This is a genomic window from Streptomyces sp. NPDC006012 (assembly GCF_042871185.1).
GTDB lineage: Bacteria > Actinomycetota > Actinomycetes > Streptomycetales > Streptomycetaceae > Streptomyces.
In genome coordinates this window covers 36,842-56,825 of sequence record NZ_JBIAIE010000001.1, presented here as the reverse complement: position 1 = coordinate 56,825, position 19,984 = coordinate 36,842, and the positions used below count along the sequence as shown (strand labels likewise).

The 19,984-nt window shown below is 72.7% G+C and carries 18 protein-coding genes and 1 pseudogene; 11 read left to right on the top strand and 8 right to left on the bottom strand.

Annotation, left to right across the window (positions count from 1 at the left end):
* Nucleotides 1-93 precede the first annotated feature (93 nt).
* The 3 genes from ACFYPJ_RS00225 to ACFYPJ_RS00215 are packed head-to-tail and all read left to right on the top strand — an operon-like array spanning nucleotide 94 to nucleotide 5,843.
* A complete protein-coding gene (locus tag ACFYPJ_RS00225; RefSeq protein WP_389008068.1) occupies nucleotides 94-2,322 on the top strand; it encodes a CDP-glycerol glycerophosphotransferase family protein in 2,229 nt (742 codons plus the stop codon).
* 6 nt (nucleotides 2,323-2,328) lie between these two features.
* A complete protein-coding gene (locus ACFYPJ_RS00220; RefSeq protein WP_389008065.1) occupies nucleotides 2,329-4,572 on the top strand; it encodes a CDP-glycerol glycerophosphotransferase family protein in 2,244 nt (747 codons plus the stop codon).
* Nucleotides 4,569-5,843: a hypothetical protein gene (locus ACFYPJ_RS00215; RefSeq protein WP_389008062.1), complete on the top strand. Its 1,275-nt coding sequence runs from the start codon at nucleotides 4,569-4,571 to the stop codon at nucleotides 5,841-5,843. The genes ACFYPJ_RS00220 and ACFYPJ_RS00215 overlap by 4 nt, the downstream gene beginning before the upstream one ends.
* Nucleotides 5,844-5,923: 80 nt before the next feature.
* Here ACFYPJ_RS00215 and ACFYPJ_RS00210 read toward each other — a convergent pair whose 3' ends face one another.
* The 5 genes and pseudogenes from ACFYPJ_RS00210 to ACFYPJ_RS00190 all read right to left on the bottom strand — a co-directional run bounded on the left by ACFYPJ_RS00210 (nucleotide 5,924) and on the right by ACFYPJ_RS00190 (nucleotide 9,592).
* The gene (locus ACFYPJ_RS00210; RefSeq protein WP_389008059.1) at nucleotides 5,924-6,592 is read right to left on the bottom strand and encodes a hypothetical protein; all 669 of its coding nucleotides are present in this window, start codon (nucleotides 6,590-6,592) and stop codon (nucleotides 5,924-5,926) included.
* Between the two features lie 227 nt (nucleotides 6,593-6,819).
* A pseudogene (locus tag ACFYPJ_RS00205) lies at nucleotides 6,820-7,032 on the bottom strand (Ohr subfamily peroxiredoxin); the annotation flags it as partial.
* A gap of 114 nt (nucleotides 7,033-7,146) precedes the next feature.
* Nucleotides 7,147-8,346 (bottom strand): ATP-grasp peptide maturase system methyltransferase, encoded by a 1,200-nt coding sequence (gene tgmC, locus ACFYPJ_RS00200; RefSeq protein ID WP_389008056.1) that lies wholly within the window; start codon nucleotides 8,344-8,346, stop codon nucleotides 7,147-7,149.
* Nucleotides 8,324-9,322, bottom strand: coding sequence for an ATP-grasp ribosomal peptide maturase (tgmB, locus tag ACFYPJ_RS00195; RefSeq protein ID WP_389008053.1), 999 nt, complete (start codon nucleotides 9,320-9,322; stop codon nucleotides 8,324-8,326). Before tgmB ends, tgmC begins: the two co-directional genes overlap by 23 nt.
* Nucleotides 9,323-9,325: 3 nt before the next feature.
* The gene (locus ACFYPJ_RS00190) at nucleotides 9,326-9,592 is read right to left on the bottom strand and encodes a putative ATP-grasp-modified RiPP (RefSeq protein ID WP_389008050.1); all 267 of its coding nucleotides are present in this window, start codon (nucleotides 9,590-9,592) and stop codon (nucleotides 9,326-9,328) included.
* Between the two features lie 154 nt (nucleotides 9,593-9,746).
* On the opposite strand from ACFYPJ_RS00190, the gene ACFYPJ_RS00185 reads away from it, so the two are divergent.
* The 4 genes from ACFYPJ_RS00185 to ACFYPJ_RS00170 all read left to right on the top strand — a co-directional run bounded on the left by ACFYPJ_RS00185 (nucleotide 9,747) and on the right by ACFYPJ_RS00170 (nucleotide 12,357).
* Nucleotides 9,747-11,117 (top strand): Tat pathway signal protein, encoded by a 1,371-nt coding sequence (locus tag ACFYPJ_RS00185; RefSeq protein WP_389008047.1) that lies wholly within the window; start codon nucleotides 9,747-9,749, stop codon nucleotides 11,115-11,117.
* A 13-nt stretch (nucleotides 11,118-11,130) separates the two neighbouring features.
* Complete coding sequence (locus tag ACFYPJ_RS00180; protein WP_389008045.1) at nucleotides 11,131-11,424, top strand: DUF6087 family protein; 294 nt, start codon at nucleotides 11,131-11,133, stop codon at nucleotides 11,422-11,424.
* Between the two features lie 350 nt (nucleotides 11,425-11,774).
* Nucleotides 11,775-11,951 (top strand): hypothetical protein, encoded by a 177-nt coding sequence (locus tag ACFYPJ_RS00175; RefSeq protein ID WP_389008042.1) that lies wholly within the window; start codon nucleotides 11,775-11,777, stop codon nucleotides 11,949-11,951.
* Nucleotides 11,952-12,189: 238 nt separating this feature from the next.
* A complete protein-coding gene (locus ACFYPJ_RS00170; RefSeq protein ID WP_389008040.1) occupies nucleotides 12,190-12,357 on the top strand; it encodes a hypothetical protein in 168 nt (55 codons plus the stop codon).
* Between the two features lie 112 nt (nucleotides 12,358-12,469).
* Here the strand turns inward: ACFYPJ_RS00170 and ACFYPJ_RS00165 are convergent, their stop codons facing one another.
* Nucleotides 12,470-12,883 carry an organic hydroperoxide resistance protein gene (locus tag ACFYPJ_RS00165; protein ID WP_389008037.1) on the bottom strand — a complete coding sequence of 138 codons (414 nt, stop codon included), beginning with the start codon at nucleotides 12,881-12,883 and terminating at the stop codon, nucleotides 12,470-12,472.
* A 129-nt stretch (nucleotides 12,884-13,012) separates the two neighbouring features.
* Here ACFYPJ_RS00165 and ACFYPJ_RS00160 point away from each other — a divergent pair, with 129 nt between their 5' ends.
* Nucleotides 13,013-13,507 carry a MarR family winged helix-turn-helix transcriptional regulator gene (locus ACFYPJ_RS00160; protein ID WP_389008035.1) on the top strand — a complete coding sequence of 165 codons (495 nt, stop codon included), beginning with the start codon at nucleotides 13,013-13,015 and terminating at the stop codon, nucleotides 13,505-13,507.
* Here the strand turns inward: ACFYPJ_RS00160 and ACFYPJ_RS00155 are convergent.
* Complete coding sequence (locus ACFYPJ_RS00155; RefSeq protein WP_389008032.1) at nucleotides 13,467-15,164, bottom strand: hypothetical protein; 1,698 nt, start codon at nucleotides 15,162-15,164, stop codon at nucleotides 13,467-13,469. The two genes, ACFYPJ_RS00160 and ACFYPJ_RS00155, sit on opposite strands and share 41 nt — an antisense overlap.
* 89 nt (nucleotides 15,165-15,253) lie before the next feature.
* Here ACFYPJ_RS00155 and ACFYPJ_RS00150 point away from each other — a divergent pair, with 89 nt between their 5' ends.
* Genes ACFYPJ_RS00150 through galE form a run of 3 tightly spaced genes read left to right on the top strand, consistent with a single transcriptional unit; the run spans nucleotide 15,254 to nucleotide 19,173 of the window.
* The gene (locus tag ACFYPJ_RS00150) at nucleotides 15,254-16,516 is read left to right on the top strand and encodes a glycosyltransferase 87 family protein (RefSeq protein ID WP_389008029.1); all 1,263 of its coding nucleotides are present in this window, start codon (nucleotides 15,254-15,256) and stop codon (nucleotides 16,514-16,516) included.
* 30 nt (nucleotides 16,517-16,546) lie between these two features.
* A complete protein-coding gene (locus tag ACFYPJ_RS00145) occupies nucleotides 16,547-18,190 on the top strand; it encodes a glycosyltransferase family 2 protein (RefSeq protein ID WP_389010026.1) in 1,644 nt (547 codons plus the stop codon).
* Entirely contained in the window at nucleotides 18,187-19,173 is a 987-nt protein-coding gene (gene galE / locus ACFYPJ_RS00140) for a UDP-glucose 4-epimerase GalE (RefSeq protein ID WP_389008026.1), read from the top strand. Before ACFYPJ_RS00145 ends, galE begins: the two co-directional genes overlap by 4 nt.
* 95 nt (nucleotides 19,174-19,268) lie before the next feature.
* Here the strand turns inward: galE and ACFYPJ_RS00135 are convergent, their stop codons facing one another.
* A complete protein-coding gene (locus ACFYPJ_RS00135) occupies nucleotides 19,269-19,895 on the bottom strand; it encodes a TetR/AcrR family transcriptional regulator (RefSeq protein WP_389008024.1) in 627 nt (208 codons plus the stop codon).
* Between the last annotated feature and the right edge of the window lie 89 nt (nucleotides 19,896-19,984).

The following is a 19,984-nucleotide window of genomic DNA, read 5'->3' as shown; positions in this document are numbered from 1 at the left end:
GGCGGCCGACGGGGCGGCCCGGCCGCGTCCGTACGGCCTGAGACCCGGGACCCGCACGACCCGGGAGGCAGGTAAGACCACAGAGAGAGCGCAATGCCCCGCTTCAGCATCATCGTTCCGTCCCACGGGGTCGCCGGCCGGCTGTCCCAGGCGCTGGACTCGGTCCTCGCCCAGTCCTTCGACGACCTGGAGCTGATCCCGGTCTGCGACGGCCCCCGCTCCCCGGCGGCGGACGTCGCCGGGGAGTACGCCGAGCGGGATCCCCGGGTGGCTTTGGTGCACTCACCGCCGTCCGCCGGGCTGAGCGGGGCCCGCAACGCCGGGGCGCGGGCGGCGACCGGGGCATATCTGCTGTTCCTCGACGGCGACGACCTGTTCCTGCCGGGGGCGCTGGCGGCGCTCGACGCGCGGCTCGCCGAGACCGGTGACGTGGACGTGCTGTACTTCGGGCACGAGCGGGCCCCCTGGTGGGAGGGCGAGCCGACCGACCCCGTCGGCCCGCTGCTGGCCGGCGCCCCCGACGGCGCGTTCACGCCCGGCCAGTGGCCACGGCTGACCGGCGTACCGCTGGTGGCCTTCACCGCCGCCTACCGCCACGCCTTCGTCACCGGGCACCGGCTCGCCTTCCCCGACGGGCACTTCACGGACCTGGGCTGGGGCGGGCTCACCACGCTCGCCGCCGAACGGATCGCTGTGCTGCGCCGGGTCCTGGTCCGGCACCGGCTGCGCCGCCAGGGCAGTCGGCTCAACCTGCCGGGCGCGCACCAACACGATCTGCTCGACCAGGTGGACCTGGTGCTGACCAGGGCCGCCGAGCGGCAGCTCCCCGCCGACCGGGCCCGGCCGCTGTTCGAGCAGCTGTTCGCGGCCGTCCTGAAGACGGCGTCCCGGCCCGAGCGGCTGCCCGGCGGGCACCGCGCGTTCTTCCGGCGTGCCCGTCGGCTCCACCGCCGGCACCGGCCGGCCGGCTTCAGGCCGCCGGCCGGCCGCCTGGGCGTGCAGCACCGGCTGCTGGCGGCGGGCGCGTACACGGCGTTCCGCGCACTGCGCGCCGCCAACCGGACGGCGGCGCGGGCCGCGGAGCGCGTCCCGCGTCCCCGCATGCTGCGCACCCGGCTGCGCTACCGGGCCGCGCTGCGCCGCCCGCTCGATGCACGGCTCGCCGTGTACTGCGCCTACTGGGGCCGCGGCTACGCGTGCAGCCCGGCCGCCGTCCACGCCAAGGCCCGCACGCTCGCCCCGCACATCCGCTCGGTGTTCCTGGTCGAGCCGGGCCAGGAGCACACCCTGCCGCCGGACGTCGACCACGCGGTGATCGGCTCCCGCCGCTACTGGGAGGTGCTGGCCCGGGCCAAGTACCTGGTCAACAACGCCAACTTCGCCGAGGGCGTGGTCAAACGGCCGGGCAGCGTGCACGTACAGACCCAGCACGGCACCCCGCTGAAGACGATGGGCGTGGACCAGTCGACCTATCCGGTGGTGGCCGCGCAGACCGGCAGCTTCGCCAAGCTGCTCGGCCGGGTCGACCGCTGGGACTTCAACCTGTCGTCCAACCGCCACTCCACCCAGGTGTGGGAGCGCGCCTTCCCCGGCTCGTACGAGGCACTGGAGTACGGCTATCCGCGCAACGACGTGTACTGCACGGCGACCGCGCACGACGTGGCCCGGATCCGCCGGGAACTCGGGGTGCCCGAGGGCGCGACGGCCGTCCTGTACGCGCCCACCCACCGCGACCACCACACCGGTTTCGAACCGGGCCTGGACCTGGCCGCGTTCTGCGCGGCGGCCGGCGAGGACGTCGTCGTGCTGCTGCGCGCCCACTACTTCTACGACCGCGGCGAGGCCGCAGCCGGTCATCAGAACGGCCGCGCCAGCCGCGTCAGCCGCGTCATCGACGTATCGGCGCACCCCTCCGCCGAAGATGTCTGCCTGGCCGCGGACGTCCTGGTCACCGACTACTCGTCGATCATGTTCGACTACGCCAACCTGGACCGGCCGATCGTGATCCACGCCGACGACTGGGAGGTCTACCGGGAGACCCGGGGCGTCTGCTTCGACCTGATGGCGGCCCCGCCGGGTCCGGTGACCCGCACCCCCGAGGAGCTGGCGCGCGTCTTTCGCGACCGCACCTACGCGGGGGCCGGGTCGCGGGCGCTGCGCGCCGCCTTCCGGGAGCGGTTCTGCCAGTTCGACGACGGCCTGGCCGCCGAACGGGTGGTCCGCCGGGTGCTGCTGGGCGAGGCGCCCGAGGCGATCCCGCCGGTGATCCCGCTCGCGGACCGCCTCCCCGCCCCCGCCGCCGCGACCCCCGCAAGGAGCTGACCCGCCGTGCCCCGCTTCAGCGTCATCGTCCCGTGCTACGAGGTGCAGGGGTTTCTGCGCGCCTGCCTCGACTCGGTCCTTGAGCAGTCCTTCGCCGACATCGAGCTGATCGCCGTCGACGACCGCTCGCCGGACGGCTGCGGCGCGATCCTCGACGAGTACGCGGCCCGCGACCCCCGGGTGCGGGTGCTGCACCTGCCCGAGAACGTCGGCCTCGGCCGCGCCCGCAACGCCGCGCTGCCCCACGCCACGGGTGACTACCTGCTGTTCCTGGACAGCGACGACACCCTCACCCCGGGCGCGCTGCGCGCCGTCGCCGACCGCCTGGACGAGGCGGACGACCCGGACGTGCTGGTCTTCGACTACGCGCGCACCTACTGGTGGGGCGGCACCCGGCGCAACGTACTCGCCCAGGTGCTGACCCAGACGGGCGACGGCGTCTTCACGGCGGCCGAACAGCCGCAGATCCTCGACCTGCTGATGGTGGTGTGGAACAAGGCGTACCGCCGCGCGTACGTGACGGAGCACGGCTTCCGCTTCCCGCCCGGCTACTACGAGGACACCCCCTGGACCTTCCCGGTCATGCTCAGCGCCGGGCGGATCGCGGTGCTCGACCGGATCTGCCTGAACTACCGCCAGCGCCGGCAGGGCAACATCCTGTCCACCACCAGCCGCAAGCACTTCGACATCCACGACCAGTACGAGCGGGTCTTCGGGTACGTCGACGAGCACCCCGGGCTGGCCGACTGGCGGCCGTACCTGCACCGCAAGATGGGCGAGCACTGTCTCGACGTCCTCGCCAAGCCGGACCGGCTGCCGCCGGGCGACCGGGCCGAGTTCTTCCGGCGTACGGCCGCGCTGTTCGCCCGGCACCGGCCCGCGGACACCCGGGTGACGGGCCCGGCCGCCGTGCTGACCGGCCCGTACGCGGCCTACCTGGTGCGGCGGCAGGCAGAGCGGGCGGGACGGGAGCTGGGGCGGCGCGCGCTCCAGGTCCGGCAGGCGGCGGCCGGGCGCGTCAAGCACGGCGTCCGGGCGGCGCACGCGCGCCGCCCGCTGGATCCGCACCTCGTGCTCTACTCCGCGTTCTCGCACCGCGGGGTGCTCGGCGACCCGGCAGCCGTGTACCGCGCGGCCCGGGAGATCGCCCCGCAGGTACGCGGGGTGTGGGTGGTGCGCGACCTTGAAACCGCCGCGGCGGCCGAGGCCGCCTCGCTCGTCCCGGACGGCGTGGAACACGTACTGCTCGGCTCCCCCGCCCACCACCGGCTGGCCGCCCGGGCCGGCTTCTTCGTCAACAACGTCAGCTGGCCGGGCACCCAGCCCAAACGGCCCGGCAGCGTCCACATCCAGACCCATCAGGGCACCCCGCTCGGGTACGCGGGCGCCGACCTGCTGGGCAAGCCCGGCGCCCGGCACGGTTTCGACGTGCCGCAGATGCTGCGCCGGGCCGACCGCTGGGACCACAGCCTGGTCGCCAACCGCCACTCCGAGCTGGTGTGGGAGCGGGCCTTTCCGTGCCACTTCGCCTCGGCGCGCACCGGCAGCCCGCGCAACGACGTCCTGGTCCGGGCTGCGCTCGACGGCTCCGGCACCGGGGCCGCGTTCCGCCGGCGCCACGGCATCCCGGACGGTCACCGGGTGGTGCTGTACGCGCCGACCCGCCGCGCCTACCGCAGGGGCGGCCATGTGGACCGGGTGGACCCGGCCCGGTTCGCCGCCGACCTGGGCCCGGGGCACACCCTGGTGGTCCGGCTGCACCCCGCCCTGGCGGCCGGACCCGCGCGCGGCCTCGGCCTCGCGGAACTGCACCGGCGCGGGATCGTGGTGGACGCCACGGACGAGCCGCACACCGAGGAGGTGCTGCTCGCCGCGGACGTCCTGGTCACCGACTATTCGTCGATCATGTTCGACTACGCCAACCTCGACCGTCCGATCGTCATCCACGCCGACGACTGGGCGGCGTACACGGCGAGCCGCGGCGCCTACCTCGACATCACGGCCGAGGCGCCGGGCCACGTCTCCCGCTCCCACGAGGAGTTGGCGGAGCTGTTCGCCTCCGGGCGCTGGCAGGACGAGGAGTCGGCGCGGCTGCGGGCCCGCTTCCGGTCCCGGTTCTGCGAGTTCGACGACGGCCGGGCCGCCGAGCGGGTGGTGCGGACGCTGCTGCTCGGCGAGACCATGCCGGGCCCGGACCCCACCCGGGTGCCCGGGCAGGGCGCGGGCCACGACCTGCTGGCGTCGACGTGAGGCCGCGCGCCTGGGTGCTGCTGCTGGCCGCGGTGTTCGCGCTGCTCCAGCTCACCGCCGTCACCGGCCGGGACACCCCCGACTCGCGGAACTACGTGGCGTACGCGCTGACTCTGGGCGGCGCGGGCAAGCGGGAGGCCGCCGCCGCCACCGTCGACTGGGCCTGCGCGGGCCGGGCCTCCCTCGCGCGGCGCGGGCAGAGCGTCGACGTCGTGCGCTTCCACCGGCCGGACCCGGCCGCCCAGGAGTTCGCCGAGTGCCGGGCCGAGGCGCTGAAGGTGGTGGACCGGCGGCTGGCCGCCGGACAGACGCAGGGTCACATCCCGCCGTTCATGAAGCCCCGGCTCAAGCAGATCTTCGAGGCGCGGCCCGGCTACCCGGTGTTCCTGCTGCCGTTCGTGACGGCGCTCGGCGTGACCTGGGGCGTGTGGACGACGAGCGTGCTCGTCACGGTGGCCGCCGGCGTCCTCGCCTTCCTGATCCTGCGCACCCTGTCCGTGCGGGTGCCGCTCGCGCTGACCGGGCAGGCACTGTGCTACGTCCTGCCGTGCGGCGCGACGGCCATGCGCCCGATGGCCGAGGGCCTGATGCTGGCGCTGACCCTGGCCGCGGTGTGGGGCTGCGCCCTGGCGCTGACCGGCCGCGCCCGCGCCGGCACCGCCCTGGCCTGCGGCTGTCTGCTCACGCTGTTCCCGGTCAAGCACTCCCAGGCGCTGTTCCTCGGGCTGGCCCTGGCCGGGGCGGGCGCCGTCGTCGCCGTGGCGCGCGGGCGGCGCGGGCGGGCGCCGGGACGCGGGGTGGCGGCGCTCACCGCGGCGGGGTGCTGCGCGGCGCTGGGCACGGTGCTGCTGGCGCGGCTGCTGCACTATCCGGCCGAGTCGGAGAGCCTCCAGGACCTGCTCACCGACCACTTCGCCCGACCGGACCGGGCCCACCCGTGGTCGGAGTTCCTGCACCTGGAAGGCAATTTCTGGGCTGAGTGGGCGCGACGGCAGCCGGGGCAGCCGCTGTTGGCCGCGGCGCTGGGCGCGGGCCTGTGGGGCGCGCTGCGCCGCCCCGCGTTCGGCTGCTTCCTGCTGGCGGCGGCGGCCACCGGCTTCCTGACCCAGGCGGCGCACCCGGACATCAACATCTTCGGCGAACGGCTGATCGTCCTGGCCTGGCTGCTGCCGGTGATCGGGGTGCCGCTGCTGCTGGAACCGGTGGTACGGCGCCCATTTCCCCTGCCCGCTCAGGGGCTGGAGAGACGGCGGATGCACGCGGCGGGGTGAGCGGCGGGCGGCGCGGCCTGCGAGCACGCCGGGTCACCAGGACCGTGCCACCTCGTCTACCTGGCCACCGCCAGGCATGATCAGGATGCGTGGCCACGGCGGTTGCCGGGGGGTTGTTGCCTCTGTAGGCGTTCCCGGTACTGATACTGGTCGTTGGGGTTGTTCCCTTGCTGCGCCCGAGTCCTCTCACTTTGGAGGCCGGAATTTTGGGCTCCCAGCGCTTGCGCTACACCCCTTTGGGCCTCCAGTACTTCTTGTACTTCAAGAGTCAGCCGCAAATTTGCTGTTTCAGCCTGCATCCGCAAGAGATCTCTTTGGTATTCGGTCAGCTCGCCGCCGGTTCCCTGTTCAGCTCGGCCCTGCCTAGTCTGTTGCGCGGGCGCAAAGCCTACTTCCGCGGGGCGATTCGCCGCATCCGCAACTCTTCCATGGAAAACAATACCATCCTTCACCAGCCGGTCATAAGCTTCACGATACTCCGGCTCGTCACGCCGATAATTATCCGAATTCAGTTTGAAACGATCGGAAACTCTCCGGACTCTTTCTTCGGCCAGCAAGAAATGACGCAGTGAGGCCGTATTCTTTTCCATCGCGTCATACGTCTCAGGATCCATGGAGTTAGCATCCAAACGCCAACTAAAGCCAACCACCCTGTTACTCCGGATAAGACTGTCGAGGTATTTCTGCCGCTCCTCAGCTGAATAGCCGGATTGCCCGGAACTGCTGGAATTACTGCCCTGCGGATCCATTTTCGCTGACTCTCCTTCTTGACTCCACCGAAGACCGGAGAGCGCCGGGCGTGGTGCCCGGAGTCCGGTCCTCCGCATCTGCGTGATCCCTGCATGGGGGACAACGTCCCGGCGAGGGGGCCGGTTCAACCGGACTGACGGAAAAGGAGCGGGAGTCGACAGGAGAACACGACGACGGTTTCTTTCTCAGCGATGACGTGCCCCTCGGTGAGACGGTCATGCACCGCGTCCGCGGACGCCTCGCGGCCGACCAGGCCGAGGGCGCCGCCGAAGCAGGCCGCGTAACCGGCGGCGAACAGCTGGTCCGGGTTGGTGCCCCGGCCGTTGCCGCCCATCTCCACCGGGAAGGCCAGGGGCACGTCGATCCGGCCGTCGGAGGAGACGGCGCGGCCCTCGCGGCCGTGGGTTGCGGTGGCGACGGCGGTGTAGAGCGCGTCCAACGATTCCTGCCCCGACGCGGGCACGTGACCACAGTTCCATGGCTGACCCGGAGAACACGTCGCTGTGGAGGTCGCGGCCAACGGGCTGGTCCTGGGCGTAGTGGACGCGCCCAGTCAGGGCCTCGGCAGGGGAAGGTCCGGCATCTGCGGGTGGCGGAGGTGCTGTCCGCCGTCCTGGACGTGCAGCCGAAACTTCTCGGGCCCCGGTCGCCCCGCCACATCGTAGGCGCTCAGGACCGTCTCAATGCGGTCCCACAACTTGACCGGGCCGCCTTGTCTCACTTGCCATGCGCCGTCGTCCGGAGTGAGGGTGGCCGCGGATCCGGTGGTGACGTCGACGAGATTCACCACCTCGCCGACCATGGTCATCTGTGCGTCCGGCGCAGCGCTTTGGGCGAGAAACCGCAGATGGAAGGCTTCCTCTGTTGAGGCGGTGATCCGCTCCGGGCTGTGCTGCGCATTACGGGAGGTTTCGGGGAGGCCGGTGACCCAGTGGGTGGGGTTGCCAAACGCCGGGGCGGCATACGCGCGAGCGGACATGAAGGAGACAGTTCCGCTCAGCAGTTGTCCTTCGGCGGTGCCATCGCCTTCGACGGTCAGCAGGACGCGGGCGTATCCGTAGAGCCAGCCGCCGAGGGTGAGCAGAATCTTTCCTCCGGGCCGGGTCTGAGAGATGAGGGCCGGAGGGACGGCTCGGAAGGAGCACGCGGCCACGATCCGGTCGAAAGGAGCCTCAGGCCAGTACCCGTACAGCCCATCGGCGATCGCGAGCGTGGGGGTGTAGCCCAGGCCGAACAATGCGTTCGCCGCCGTTTCCAGGCGGTGGGAGTCCACCTCGATACTGGTGAGGTTGGCGGAGTTGAGGTACTCGCATGCGAGGGCAGTGGAGTAGCCGGTCCCGGTGCCGATCTCCAGCACCGTGTGTCCCTCGGTGATATCCGCGTCCGTCCACATTCGCAGCACTAGCGACGGCAGTGTGGATGAGGAAGTCGGTGCCCCGCCGTGCCGGACGGCCGGCTGATTCCAGTCCACTTCGTCACCGTCGAACTGGGTGATCAGCGTGGTGTCGGAGTATGCGGCGGTCAGCCACCGGCCGTAGTCGAGTTCGGCGGTGACTGGCTCCCACACTGTCATTCCCTGCCCGTCACGTGCGTCAGCGGGCAGGTAGAAGCCAGGCACGAACCGGTGCCGGGGAACTGTCGCGACCGCCTGATACCACGCCTGATCGGCAGGAACGCCATCCGTAGCGAGGGCTTTCGTCATGGCCTCGCGCAGGCGGGCTGCGTCGGCCTCAAGGTCGGCGGGCACGGTCATGGGTCACCGCCTCCTTTCCGCTCAGGATGTCGGCGAATGTCTCGGTGATGGCTGGTGCTTCGGGCAGCCAGCCCCATTGGCCGTTCGGATTGCACTCAACGGCCGTCCAAGATTCGATCAAGTGTTCGTCTCCGGTGAGGGCGAAGTCGAAACAGCCGAAGGCGAGGCCGAACGAAGACAGGTAACTGTGCAGTGCGGCCTCGATCGAGGCTGGGACACCGACGGGTGTGTGGAGGAGGTTGTCCCAGTCACCTCGGCGCCAGTCCAGTGCGCCGTCAGGCACCTCGATCCGGCTGGCGAACACCTGCCGCCCGACCACGGTGACCCGTGCGTCGCTGGTCTTGGGGATCTCGGCCTGGAACAAGTGCGGCATCACGGTGATCGAGTCGTCGAAGGTGTCCGGATCGACGCGCTGGGCCCAGATCGCCCCTGCGTGCCCGTCCTCACCTGCGGGCAGGCCGCGGAACGGCTTGTAGATGATGCGGTCGTGTTCAGCGGCGAACTTCCGCGCCTGCTCGGCGTCGTTGGTGACCAGCGTCGCCGGGATGGTGAGCCCGAGATCGGCGAAGCGTTGCAATTGGGCGGGCTTGAAGTCCGCGCGGCTGACGGCGGCCGGGTGGTTCACATAACGGGCGCCGCTCAGGTTGTGCAGGACGCCGCCGAGGCCGTGCCGGGCCTCAGCGGTGGCGAAGTCACGCTGTTGGACGGGCAGGTGGGCGAACCGGGCGGAGTACGGGGTGGGGCGACGGTAGTACACCGCCGCCACCTCCCCCAGCTCCACCTCGCGGGTGGTCGTGCGCAGCCGCCCGCCCCATACCGCTGCTCCGGCACCGATACGGGCGCCAAAGGCCAGTCCGGACCCGATGTCGCCCGGGTCGACCCGGGCTACGGGCACCTCGCGGTCGTTGAGTGCGGCGATGACCAGATCGGCGGTGACGTCTTCCAGGGACGTGACGACCAGAACGAGGGGAGCCACCGGTCAGTCCGACTCGTAGTCGGTGGTGTTGTCGTCCTGGGTCTGCGGTTGCGGGTTCTGCCCGTCGCCGCCGCCGGACACCGAAGCTGTGCCCTTGGTCTTGTTGGTGCCGTGCTTGCCCATCTCCACCACCTGACCGGCGGCGTCGGTGTAGCGGGCAGCCTGCGTAGCCCCGTCCAGCGTCACCACCGCGTACGGCGGCGGTCCCGCCGGCAGCCGGTCGGTGACCAGCCGCATCGCCCAAGGAGCCTCGGATGCAAACGTCGCCATGCGAATTCCCCATCTCTCGCACAAGGCGGGTAGCCGGATGCTCCCGCCTGAGCAGAATCTGCCCACCGCACGGGCTCTGACCAGTAGCGTAGATGTCGCGAACCGTCGCGAAAAAGCCACACTCTGTGACATCACGTCAGGAGAGCGAGCATCGATGGCCAGTAGGACCAACAACCCGCACCTCGCCCTGTGGATTGCCGCGACCGGCCTGTCCCACGGCGAGATCGCCCGCCGGGTCGCGGCCGAAGCGGTTCGCCGAGATCACCGTCAGATCACCCCGGACACCACCCGCGTCCGCCGCTGGATCGACGGTGAACGCCCCCGCCCGCCGGTGCCCGCATTGCTTGCTGCCGTGCTTTCCGAGACGGTTGGCCAGCCGCTCACTCCTGGCGATCTGGGCCTCACGGCCGTCGGAGCAGTGCTGGATACGATCCAAGTCCCGCTGCTGACCGAAGCAGCCGCCCAGACCCTGGCCGGATGGACGCAGATGGACCTGTTCATAGACCGCCGCGAAGCCCTCAAACTCTCTGTCGGAGCCCCTCTGATCCTCGCCGCTGAGCGGATGTTGGGTGGCACAGCCCGGCCTCTCAACCGGGCCCACCAGGGATTCGGCTCCGACACCGTCGCTGCGCTCGAAGAGATCACTGCGTTCTTCACCCGAGCCGACGCCGCGAAGGGCGGGGGCTTGTACCGCTCCGCGATCGTCGCCCAGCTCGCCGAAGTCGCCCGTCGCATTCAAGACGGCGTCCCGGCCGCACTGCGGGCGCGGGTCTTCGCCGCGACTGCCGACTTGGCCGCACTCGCCGGATGGGGCAGCCACGATTGCGGCAGGTATGCGACGGCACAGCGCTATTGGAGCTACGGCATCTACGCGGCTGGCGAGGCCGGTCAGCGCGACCGCGGGGTGGAGATCGTTACCCGCATGTCGCACCAGATGATCTACCTTGGTCGCCCGCGTGATGCCCTCGGCCTCCTCGAAGTGGCTGCTGCGAAGGCTGACCGACCTGCGGCAAGGGCCCTGGTCGCCTCGCAGACGGGTCGGGTCCTTGCGGCCCTTGGCGATGAGCATCAGGCCGAGACGCATCTGGGTACCGCCGACGATCTTCTCGCAGACGGCCTGGGCGAGGTACCCACGTGGGTGGCGTACTTCGACGCCGCCGAGCACGCCGGCGCCCGCGCCGTCTCCGCCCGCGACCTCGCCGCGCTCGGCCGTCCTCACGGTCGCGCGAGCGTCTACTTCCACGACGCGTTGAAGCTGCGTGCCCCTGGTTTCGACCGGGTTCGCGTCATGGACCGCGTCGGACTGGCCGCCGCGCTGTTCGACGAGGGAGAGATCGAGGAGGCCGCCACGACTGCCCAGCAGGCACTGGACGACGCTGCCCGCATCGACTCGGCACTCGTGGCCTCCCGGCTCAACACCCTGCTGGACGCCTCCCGCCCTTACCGGACCACCCTCTCGGTCGAAGAGGTCCGGGCACGGGCGAGGGACCTCGCCGCCGCGAGGCCGACGGCAGTCGCGGCCTGAGACCATCGGAATCATGGGCAAGCATCGCCGGCCAGGGCCACCGAACCAGCCGTCCCGCGCCACCGCGCACGTCGACCTTCACGATCCGCTCGCCGCGTACGTCAAGAGACGGCGTGCTCCCATGGACCAATACCGGCGCCACCGCCCGCTTCATGACGGTGGCGGCCACCTCCGCCCCGGCGAAGCGCGGGTCCTGGAGGAATGGACTGGTTTCGCGTACGAACCAGTTGGCACCGCTCCCGATCTCGCTACGGCGCAGGTGTGGGTGCATGATCTCGATCCCGGCGCCGTGGATGGCGAGGAGTAGAAGCACCACCGGACATGCCTGATGACAGGACATATGTCCGTCATGTGGCGTCCCAGTGCTGATCGCGCATCACGTTCCACAGTGCCTGCCGGGCAGACGGGAGAGTGGTGCTCGGACCGCGCGGAGCCTCCGCGAAGTCGAGGGGGCAGCGCAGTAGAAAGCGGTAGCGTCCGGCAAGGTGGCCGATGCCAACACGACGGCCCCCGCCGGAGCAGGGGCCGAGCGTGTTGGCGCCCGGTACCGGGAAGCGACGGGCGGGTGCGTGCGTCGCGCGCGTGCCGCAGGCGTCCGGTGCGCCGGGTGCGCTCTTACTCCCGGCGCACCGGACGCCGTACGGACTTGAAACACCGTTGCACGGCGAGCAGACGGTCCTGGTCCGGCCGTACGTCTTTCTCGCCGAGCGGCAGCACGAGCCGCGGCACGAGCGGGCACGGCAGCGTCACCGCCGGGTCGCCATGGTCCTCGCGGCGGACTTCGGGATCGATCTCGACCGGTATGTGGTCGGCGCCGAGGCGGTGACCGGATGAGCGAGCCCTCGACGACGGACCCGGGTGGGACGCGCACGCCGGTGCGGAGGTGCGTGCGCTGCGGCGTGATCACCGAAACGCCGGTCGTGATCGCGGTGGTGCACCAGAACTCCGGGCCCGGCTTCACCTTCTACGCATGCAGGGCGTGCGCGGAGGACCGAGGGCCTCGGGAACACGGCCGCAGGACGGGGGTGGCACAGTGAATGCCGGTACGCCGCCGGAGCCGGGCGCGTCCCGCATGACCATCGGGACGTACCGGGTCGGCCCGGACGGTGAACGCCTGGGCCCCACCCGGCGGCAGACCTACCGGCCCGTCCCCGACCCGGAGCGCCTCGTCGACCCGCTCAACCGGCCGCCGTGCCGCTGCCCCCGCTGCCGAAGCGGCCAGAGCCCGCACGACCGATGACGCCGTGACACGACCGCCACCGACCGGCGAACCGTCCGTGGGACAGCGTGCACACCGTGTTGCGGCGACGGGCGGAACAGGTGCCGGGTGGGACCGGCCGGCACCCCGTCGGTCACTCGACGACAAGCTCCACCGGCACGTTCCCCCGGGTGGCGTTGGAGTACGGGCAGACCTGGTGGGCCTGCTCGACGAGCTTGCGGCCGGTCTCCGCGTCCACGGTGTCGGGCAGTTCGATCCGCAGGGTCACCTTCAGGGCGAAGCCCTCGCCCTGCTTGCCGATGCCGACCTCGGCGGTCACCGCGGCGTCGCTGACGTCCACCTTGGCCTTGCGGCCGACCAGGCCGAGGGCGCCACCGAAGCAGGCGGCGTAACCGGCGGCGAACAGCTGCTCCGGGTTGGTGCCCTGGCCGCTGCCGCCCATCTCCACCGGCAGGGCCAGGGCGACGTCGACCCGGCCGTCGGAGGAGACGGCACGGCCCTCGCGGCCGTGGGTTGCGGTGGCGACGGCGGTGTAGAGCGCGTCCATGGAAGACCATCCCTCTCGAAGTGACGTTCGTGTTCCAGCGGCCTCTGTCCGGCCGCCCTCACGGGGATAAGTAGAGCACACAATTCAATTGCACACAACTAAATCGCCCACCGGAGCTATCCTGGAGTCATGACCGCCACCGACACCTCCACCGACGAGGCGGACTGGTTCCGTCTGGACCGCCAGATCTGCTTCTCCCTGCACGCTGCGTCCCGCGCCTTCGACGGCGTCTACCGGGTGGTCCTGAAGGACCTCGGGCTGACCTACCCGCAGTACCTGGTGATGCTGGTGCTGTGGGAGCACGGCGCCCTGCCCGTCAAGAAGCTGGGCGAACTGCTGCGGCTCGACTCCGGCACGCTGTCCCCCCTGGTCAAGCGGCTGGAGGGGGCCGGCCTGGTGCGGCGCGAGCGCAGCACGCGCGACGAGCGGTCGGTCCTGGTGCGGCCGACCGAGGAGGGCATCGCACTGCGCGGACGGGCGCTCCGGGTGCCGCAGCACATCGGCGCCGCCACCGGCTTCGACCTCGCCGAGATCGACGAACTGCGCACCCGCCTCGACCGGCTCACCAGCGCACTGGACGCCGCTACGGCGACGATCTCGCGGGAGCGGCCGAAGACTCGGTAGCGATTGGGGACTCGGTAGTGGCTGGGGACCCGGTGGTGGATGGGGACCCGGTAGCGGCTGAGGTCTTGGTAGCGGCCGAAGACTTGGCAGCGACCGGAGACTCCGTGGCCGGCGTGCGGCGGACGTACAGCCGCAGCAGCACCCGGTTGCGCACCGACTGCTCGCGCAGCGCGAACTGGTCGCTGACGACGGCGAGTTTGAGCCGGTCGACGGGGTTGCGCGGAGAGCCGGGCGACTCCACGACCCGCCGGTCGGCGACCACCCACACCCGGTCGAGCGCGGCGAGCCGGTGCCGCAGGACCCGCGGGTCCACCTCCGTGCCGTAGAGCGTGCCCGACACCGGCGCCCCCGTCGCCAGCGCCACGTCCCGTATCCCGCGGAACCCCGCCGGATACGCCAGCGCGGTGGCCCGAGCCGGCCCCGGCAGGAACAACACGGCGTCCCCGGGGCGCAGTTCGCGGGCGGCCGCGCGCGAGACGGCGGCCAGGTTGTCGGGGCGGTGGTCCGGGGAGCGGTCCGCGCGCAGCAGCGGGAGCTGGTGGACGAGCGCGGCGGCGACCGCCAGGACACCGGCGGCGGCGAGCAGCGGCGAGCCGGACCGCGCGCGTGACAGCAGCCCGGCGAGCCGGTCCGCCCCGGCGGCCACCAGCAGCGGGACCCCGGCCAGCGCGTACAGCACATAGCGGTCGACGTACAGCGGCGAGAGGCGGGAGACGAGCATCAGCGTGGCCGGCGGCAGCACCGCGAGCGGCAGCGCGACCGCCGCGCAGGTCAGCTCCCCGGGCCGGCCCACCGGCCGGGTCAGTCCGAGCGCGGCGAGCGCCAGGCAGGTCCAGAACACCGCGGGCGCCGGCCCCGCGAACTCGTGCAGCAGCCTCCCGGCGCTGTGCAGACCGGGCTCCCGCAACCAGGCGACCTGCGCCGACTGGGCGTGCGAGACGAGCACCATGGGCAGCATCGCGAGGACGACGCCCGCGGCCGCGCAGGCCCAGCGGCGCCACACCCGGCCCGCCACCCGCGCGAGCGCCAGCGTGCCCGCGTGGGCGAGCAGCAGCAGGACCGCGAACTCGTGCAGCAGGCAGGTGACGCCCAGGACCGCGGCGTAAGCCCACCAGATACGGCCGGCCGGTGCCCGCCGCGGGAGTTCACCCGAACCGGGGGTTTCCCGGACCGCCCGCAGGAGCAGCAGGGTCGCGCCCGCGGCGCCGGCCGCGACCAGGGCGTACGAGCGGCCCTCCTGCGCGTAGTGACCGGCCATCGGCGTCACCGCGTACAGCAGCCCGGCCCACAGTCCGACGCGCGGCCGTACCAGCCGGGCGCCGAGCGCGGCGACCAGGGCCGCGGTCGCCGCCGCGGCGCACACCGAGGGCAGCCGCAGCAGGACCTCGCCCGGGCGGGGGGCGAGGACGGCGTGCATGGCCAGGTAGTACAGGCCGTGCACCGCGTCCACGTCGTGCAGCAGCCGCCAGATCTGCGGTACCGAGCGCTGCGCGACCTGGAAGGTGACGGCCTCGTCGCGCCACATGCCGCCCCGGTCGAGCCCCCACAGCCCGAGCGCGAGCATGACAGCCGCGGGGGCGGCCACGACCCCGGCACGCCGGACACGGTTCGACGGCCGGATCAGCAGGCGCCCGATGTTCGCCACGGTGTTCACCACGGTCCCGATCTTTTGCGATTAGCCAACCTTTGCCGGGCATTGACGGCGTATCGGCATGGATACACCATCCACGCGGCTTACGCTCCCGCATGATGAACCGCCGTCAGGTCCCCCTCGCGCCCCACGCCCCGCTCGCCGCCCTCTGGCTGACCACCCGCGCGCTGATGCTGTGGCTGCTCACCCACGACGCCGCACCACTGCTGGGCCGGGGGGCGGTGGCCCGTGAGGTGTGGCGCCTCTATCAGCACTGGTACGGGCTGCTGTCGCACGGCGCCTTCCCGGCCCACGACACGCTGTGGCAGTACCCGCCGGGCGCGGGCGCGGTGCTGCTGTCCCCGGCGCTGCTGCCCGGCCTGACCTACTTCGAGGCGTTCGTGGCCCTGACCCTGGCCGCCGACGCGGTGATCACGCTGGCGCTGGCCCGCGCGGGCGCCCGGCCGGGCCGCAGCCCGCGCGGGGCGTGGCTGTGGACTTGCGGCCTGCCGCTGCTGCTGCACCTCCCGCTGGCCCGGTACGACGTACAGGTCACCGCCCTCGCCGTGCTCTCCCTGCTGGCGCTGTCGCGCTCCACGCGCGCGTGCGGGGTGTTCGCGGCGCTGGGCGCGCTGGTGAAGGTGTGGCCGGCGCTGGCGCTACTGGGCACGGAGCGGGGGCGGCCGACGCGCTCCGCGTGGCTGTGGTCGGCCGGGACCGGCACGGTGGTCCTGGGCCTGTTCGCGCTCTGGTTCAGCGATCCCCTGTCCTTCCTGGGCCAGCAGAGCGGCCGGGGCGTGCAGATCGAGTCCCTGGGCGGTACGGCGCTCAGCCTGGCCCGGCACGCCGGCTGGCCGGGGCACGTCCACTACCGGTACGGCGCGATGGAGTTCACCGGCCCGTACGTCCCGGCGGTCGCCGGGGCCTCCCTGGCGCTCACGGCCGCCGCCTTCTGCGTCCTGCTGCTGTGGCGCGTGCGGGCCCGGCGCTGGAGCGAGGCGACGCCCTTCGACGCCGCCCTGTGCGCCGTCCTGCTGTTCACGGTGACCAGCCGGGTCATCAGCCCGCAGTACCTGATCTGGCTGCTCGGCCTGGCCGCCGTCTGCCTGACCTCGCGCCACACCGCCCAGCGCCCGGTCGCGGCGCTGGTGGTGGCGGCGGCCGCGGTCAGCTCCGTGGTCTATCCCATGCTGTACGGCGAGGTCGTCCGCTGCACCTGGACCGGCTCCCTGCTGATGGTCCTGCGCAACGGCCTGCTGGTGACCGCCGCCGGCCTCTCCTTCGTCCGGCTGTGGCGCTCCGCCCGGCCGCTGCCCGTACGACCGCGCCCGCCGTCGACCCCCCGGCCGACCGCGACGGCTCTCCCTGTCGGGCACTGAGCACGCACCTCCTGACGGGAGACCACGGCCATTCCCGCGACACCTGAGCCGCCGGCGGCGAGCGTCGTCGTCATCGGTTACAACGACGCCGCCCATGTGACGGACGCGGTCCGCTCGGCGTTCGCCCAGGGACCCGCCGTACGGCAGGTGGTCGCCGTGGACGACGGGTCCACGGACCGCAGCCCGCAGTTGCTGGCGCGGCTGGCCGCCGGTGAGCCACGGCTGTCGGTGGTGCGCCGGGCGGCCAACAGCGGGGGCTGCGGCAGCCCGCGCAACGACGGCCTGGCGGCGGTGACGTCCCCGTACGTGATGTTCCTGGACAGCGACGACGTCCTGCCGGCCGGCGCGGTGGCCGCGCTGCTCGCGGCGGCGGCCCGGACGGGCGCCGAGGTGACGGCCGGCCGGTGCGTGCGCCGCGAACTGCCCTCGGGCCGCGAACACCCCTGGCAGCCGGACCTGTACGCGGCGCACGCCCTCGTCGCGCACCCCTCGCGGCGCCCGCGCCTGGTCCACGACACGCTCTGCGTCAACAAGCTCTACCGCACCGGCTTCCTGCACGAGCACGGCATCCGCTTCCCCGAAGGCCCCGTCCGCTACGAGGACTTCGTCTTCACCGCGCGCGTGCTGGCCGCCGCACCGCGCATCGCCCTGGTGCCCGAGACGGTGTACGTGTGGCAGGTGCGCCGCGCGGCCGGCCGGCTCTCGCTCTCCCTGGACCGGGCGGACATCGGCAACTGGCGGGCGCGCACCCGGGCCTGCGCGCTGGCCCACGACATCCTGCTGGACGCCGGGCACCAGGAACTGGCGCGCGCGGCACGGGCCAAGTTCCTCGACCACGACCTGCGGATGTACGCGCGCGAGCCGGCGCTGCGCGACGCGTCGTACCGGCGCGCGTGGTGGGCGCACACCCGGGCCCACCTGGAGCGGTTCGAAGCGGCCGACTTCGAGGCCGACCCGGCCGCGCCCGGCCCGCTGCTGGCCCGGGTCGTCCTGGCCTCCCCCCAGCCGCGCGACCTGGGCCGCCTCCGGGAACTCGCCGCCCGCCCGGCCCGCCTGTGCCCGCCCTACGCCCGCACCCCGGACGGCACCCCCGTCTGGTCCGCGGACCTGCCCCGGGTCACCCTCACCGCGCTGCTGACCCGCCCGGTCCGGCTGCTGCCGCTCGCCGTCGACGCGGAACTGCGCCCACGCGCGCGCGGCGCCCGGCTGCGGCTGCGCCTGCACGAGCTGTACGGGCGGGTGGCGCGGGCGGAGCCCACCGAGGTGACGACGGAGTGGCGGTCCCGGGCGGACGGGCCCCCGGTCCAGCGCCGTACCGCCGCCCTCACGCCCGCCGCCGACGGCACCTGGTCGGCCGTCGCCCCGGTCGACCTGGACGAGCTGGGCGGGCCGGGCGCGGGCACCTGGGATCTGCGACTGCGGGTCCGCTTCGCCGACGGCACGCACCGCGACCTGAGCGCGCACGCCGTCCCGGGCGCCGGACGGCTGCGCCGCCGCGCCCTCCCGAGCGCCCGGCACGGGCTGCTGCTCGTCCATCCGTACGCCACCCACGCGGGCGCGCTGGCGCTGCGCGTGGCGCCCGGCGTCCGCGGTGCCGTGCCGGTGATCGGCGCGCGGCTGCGCCGCCTGCTTCACTGGAGGCGTTCCGACCGAGGAGGGGACTACCGCAGATGACCTGGCTGATCACCGGAGGCGCCGGCTACATCGGGGCGCACGTCGTACGGGCGATGACCGAGGCGGGAGAGCGGACGGTGGCCTACGACGACCTGTCCACCGGCCGCGCCGCGCGGCTGCCGGAGGGCATCCCGCTGGTCGTGGGCTCCGTCCTGGACGGCGATCTGGTGGCGCGCACCCTGTCCGAGCACGCCGTCACCGGTGTCGTGCACCTGGCGGCCAAGAAGCAGGTGGGCGAGTCGGTGGCACGTCCGCTGCACTACTACCGGGAGAACGTCGAGGGCCTGCGGGTCCTGCTGGAGGCGGTGACGGCGGCCGGGGTCCCGTCGTTGGTCTTCTCGTCCTCCGCGGCGGTGTACGGCATGCCCGCCGGGGCCGGGGACGACGCCCTGGTGACGGAGGAGACGCCGTGCGCGCCGATGTCCCCGTACGGCGAGACCAAGCTCGCCGGCGAGTGGCTGGTGCGCGCGACGGGCCGGGCGACGGGACTGTCGACGGCGTCGCTGCGCTACTTCAACGTGGCGGGCGCGGCGGCCCCCGAACTGGCGGACACCGGCGTCTTCAACCTGGTTCCGATGGTCTTCGAGAAGCTCACCGAGGGCGCGGCGCCGCGCATCTTCGGCGACGACTATCCGACGCCGGACGGCACCTGTGTGCGCGACTACATCCACGTGGTGGACCTGGCCGAGGCGCATGTGGCCGCGGCCCGCGCCCTGCGGGCCGCCCCCGGCCGTGAGCTGACCCTCAACATCGGCCGCGGAGAGGGCGTCTCGGTGCGCGAGATGATCGACCGGATCAACGCCGTCACCGGTCACGACCGCCCGCCGGCCCTCGCCCCGCGCCGCCCCGGCGACCCGGCCCGGGTCGTGGCCTGCGCGGACCGCGCCGCGGCGGAACTCGGCTGGAAGGCCAGGCACGGCATCGAGGACATGCTCGCCTCGGCCTGGGCGGGCTGGCAGCACCACCACCCGGACGCCCGCTGAGGCGGACGGGCCCGGCCGGCCCGGAGGGTCGCGCCGCAAGCGCGACCGCCGCCCCGCGCGTCACCCGGTCCACGGCCGGGCGCCGGCGCCCCGGTTCACAGCGCCCGCAGGGCCTCCGTGGTCGCCCGTGTCAAGGACGCCAGGTATCCCTTCGGGAGCTTCGGGCCGCGGATGACCACCGAGCGCCAGTACAGGGGACCGGAGATCAGGTCGAGGGCCAGTTGGCGGTCGACGCCCGCCCGGATCTCGCCCCGGCGTTCGGCCGCCGCGAGGATCGTGCTGGCGACGCCCTCCTGCCCGTCGCGCAGGGCCTTCTGCATGGCCTCGGCGATGTCCGGGTTGCGGGCGGCCTCGGCCTGGAGGTCCGGGATGACCTGGGAGGCGACGGGGTGGCGCAGGGCGCGCGAGGTCACCTCGTACAGCAGCCGCAGGTCGCTCTCCAGGCTGCCGGTGTCGGGCGTCGGCAGGCCCATCACCGCGATCGCGGAGACGACGTCGAGGACCAGGTGCAGCTTGGACCGCCAACGGCGGTAGACGGCGGTCTTGCCGACACCCGCGCGGCGCGCGATGCCCTCGATGGACATCCGGGCGTAGCCGACGGACGCGAGTTCCGCGAAGACGGCGGCGCGGATGGCCTCGGTCACGTCCTCCCTCAGGACGGCCGCCCCGGCGGGAGGCCGTCGGCGGGGCCGCACGCCTGGCTCGTCGGCATTCGTCGTCATGCCGTCCAGCATAGGGCGTTACGACGAAACGGTTGCGTTCCGACGTCGAATCGGCTTACGCTCCCGTTGCGACGATACGGTCCCGTCCC

Coding starts and splice junctions, on each gene's coding strand:
- ACFYPJ_RS00225 (WP_389008068.1), top strand. CDS start 94: ATGCCCCGCTTCAGCATCATCGTTCCGTCCCACGGGGTCGCCGGCCGG.
- ACFYPJ_RS00210 (WP_389008059.1), bottom strand. CDS start 6,592: ATGGATCCGCAGGGCAGTAATTCCAGCAGTTCCGGGCAATCCGGCTAT.
- tgmC (WP_389008056.1), bottom strand. CDS start 8,346: ATGACCGTGCCCGCCGACCTTGAGGCCGACGCAGCCCGCCTGCGCGAG.
- ACFYPJ_RS00190 (WP_389008050.1), bottom strand. CDS start 9,592: ATGGCGACGTTTGCATCCGAGGCTCCTTGGGCGATGCGGCTGGTCACC.
- ACFYPJ_RS00185 (WP_389008047.1), top strand. CDS start 9,747: ATGGCCAGTAGGACCAACAACCCGCACCTCGCCCTGTGGATTGCCGCG.
- ACFYPJ_RS00180 (WP_389008045.1), top strand. CDS start 11,131: ATGGGCAAGCATCGCCGGCCAGGGCCACCGAACCAGCCGTCCCGCGCC.
- ACFYPJ_RS00170 (WP_389008040.1), top strand. CDS start 12,190: ATGACCATCGGGACGTACCGGGTCGGCCCGGACGGTGAACGCCTGGGC.
- ACFYPJ_RS00165 (WP_389008037.1), bottom strand. CDS start 12,883: ATGGACGCGCTCTACACCGCCGTCGCCACCGCAACCCACGGCCGCGAG.
- ACFYPJ_RS00160 (WP_389008035.1), top strand. CDS start 13,013: ATGACCGCCACCGACACCTCCACCGACGAGGCGGACTGGTTCCGTCTG.
- ACFYPJ_RS00150 (WP_389008029.1), top strand. CDS start 15,254: ATGATGAACCGCCGTCAGGTCCCCCTCGCGCCCCACGCCCCGCTCGCC.
- galE (WP_389008026.1), top strand. CDS start 18,187: ATGACCTGGCTGATCACCGGAGGCGCCGGCTACATCGGGGCGCACGTC.
- ACFYPJ_RS00135 (WP_389008024.1), bottom strand. CDS start 19,895: ATGACGACGAATGCCGACGAGCCAGGCGTGCGGCCCCGCCGACGGCCT.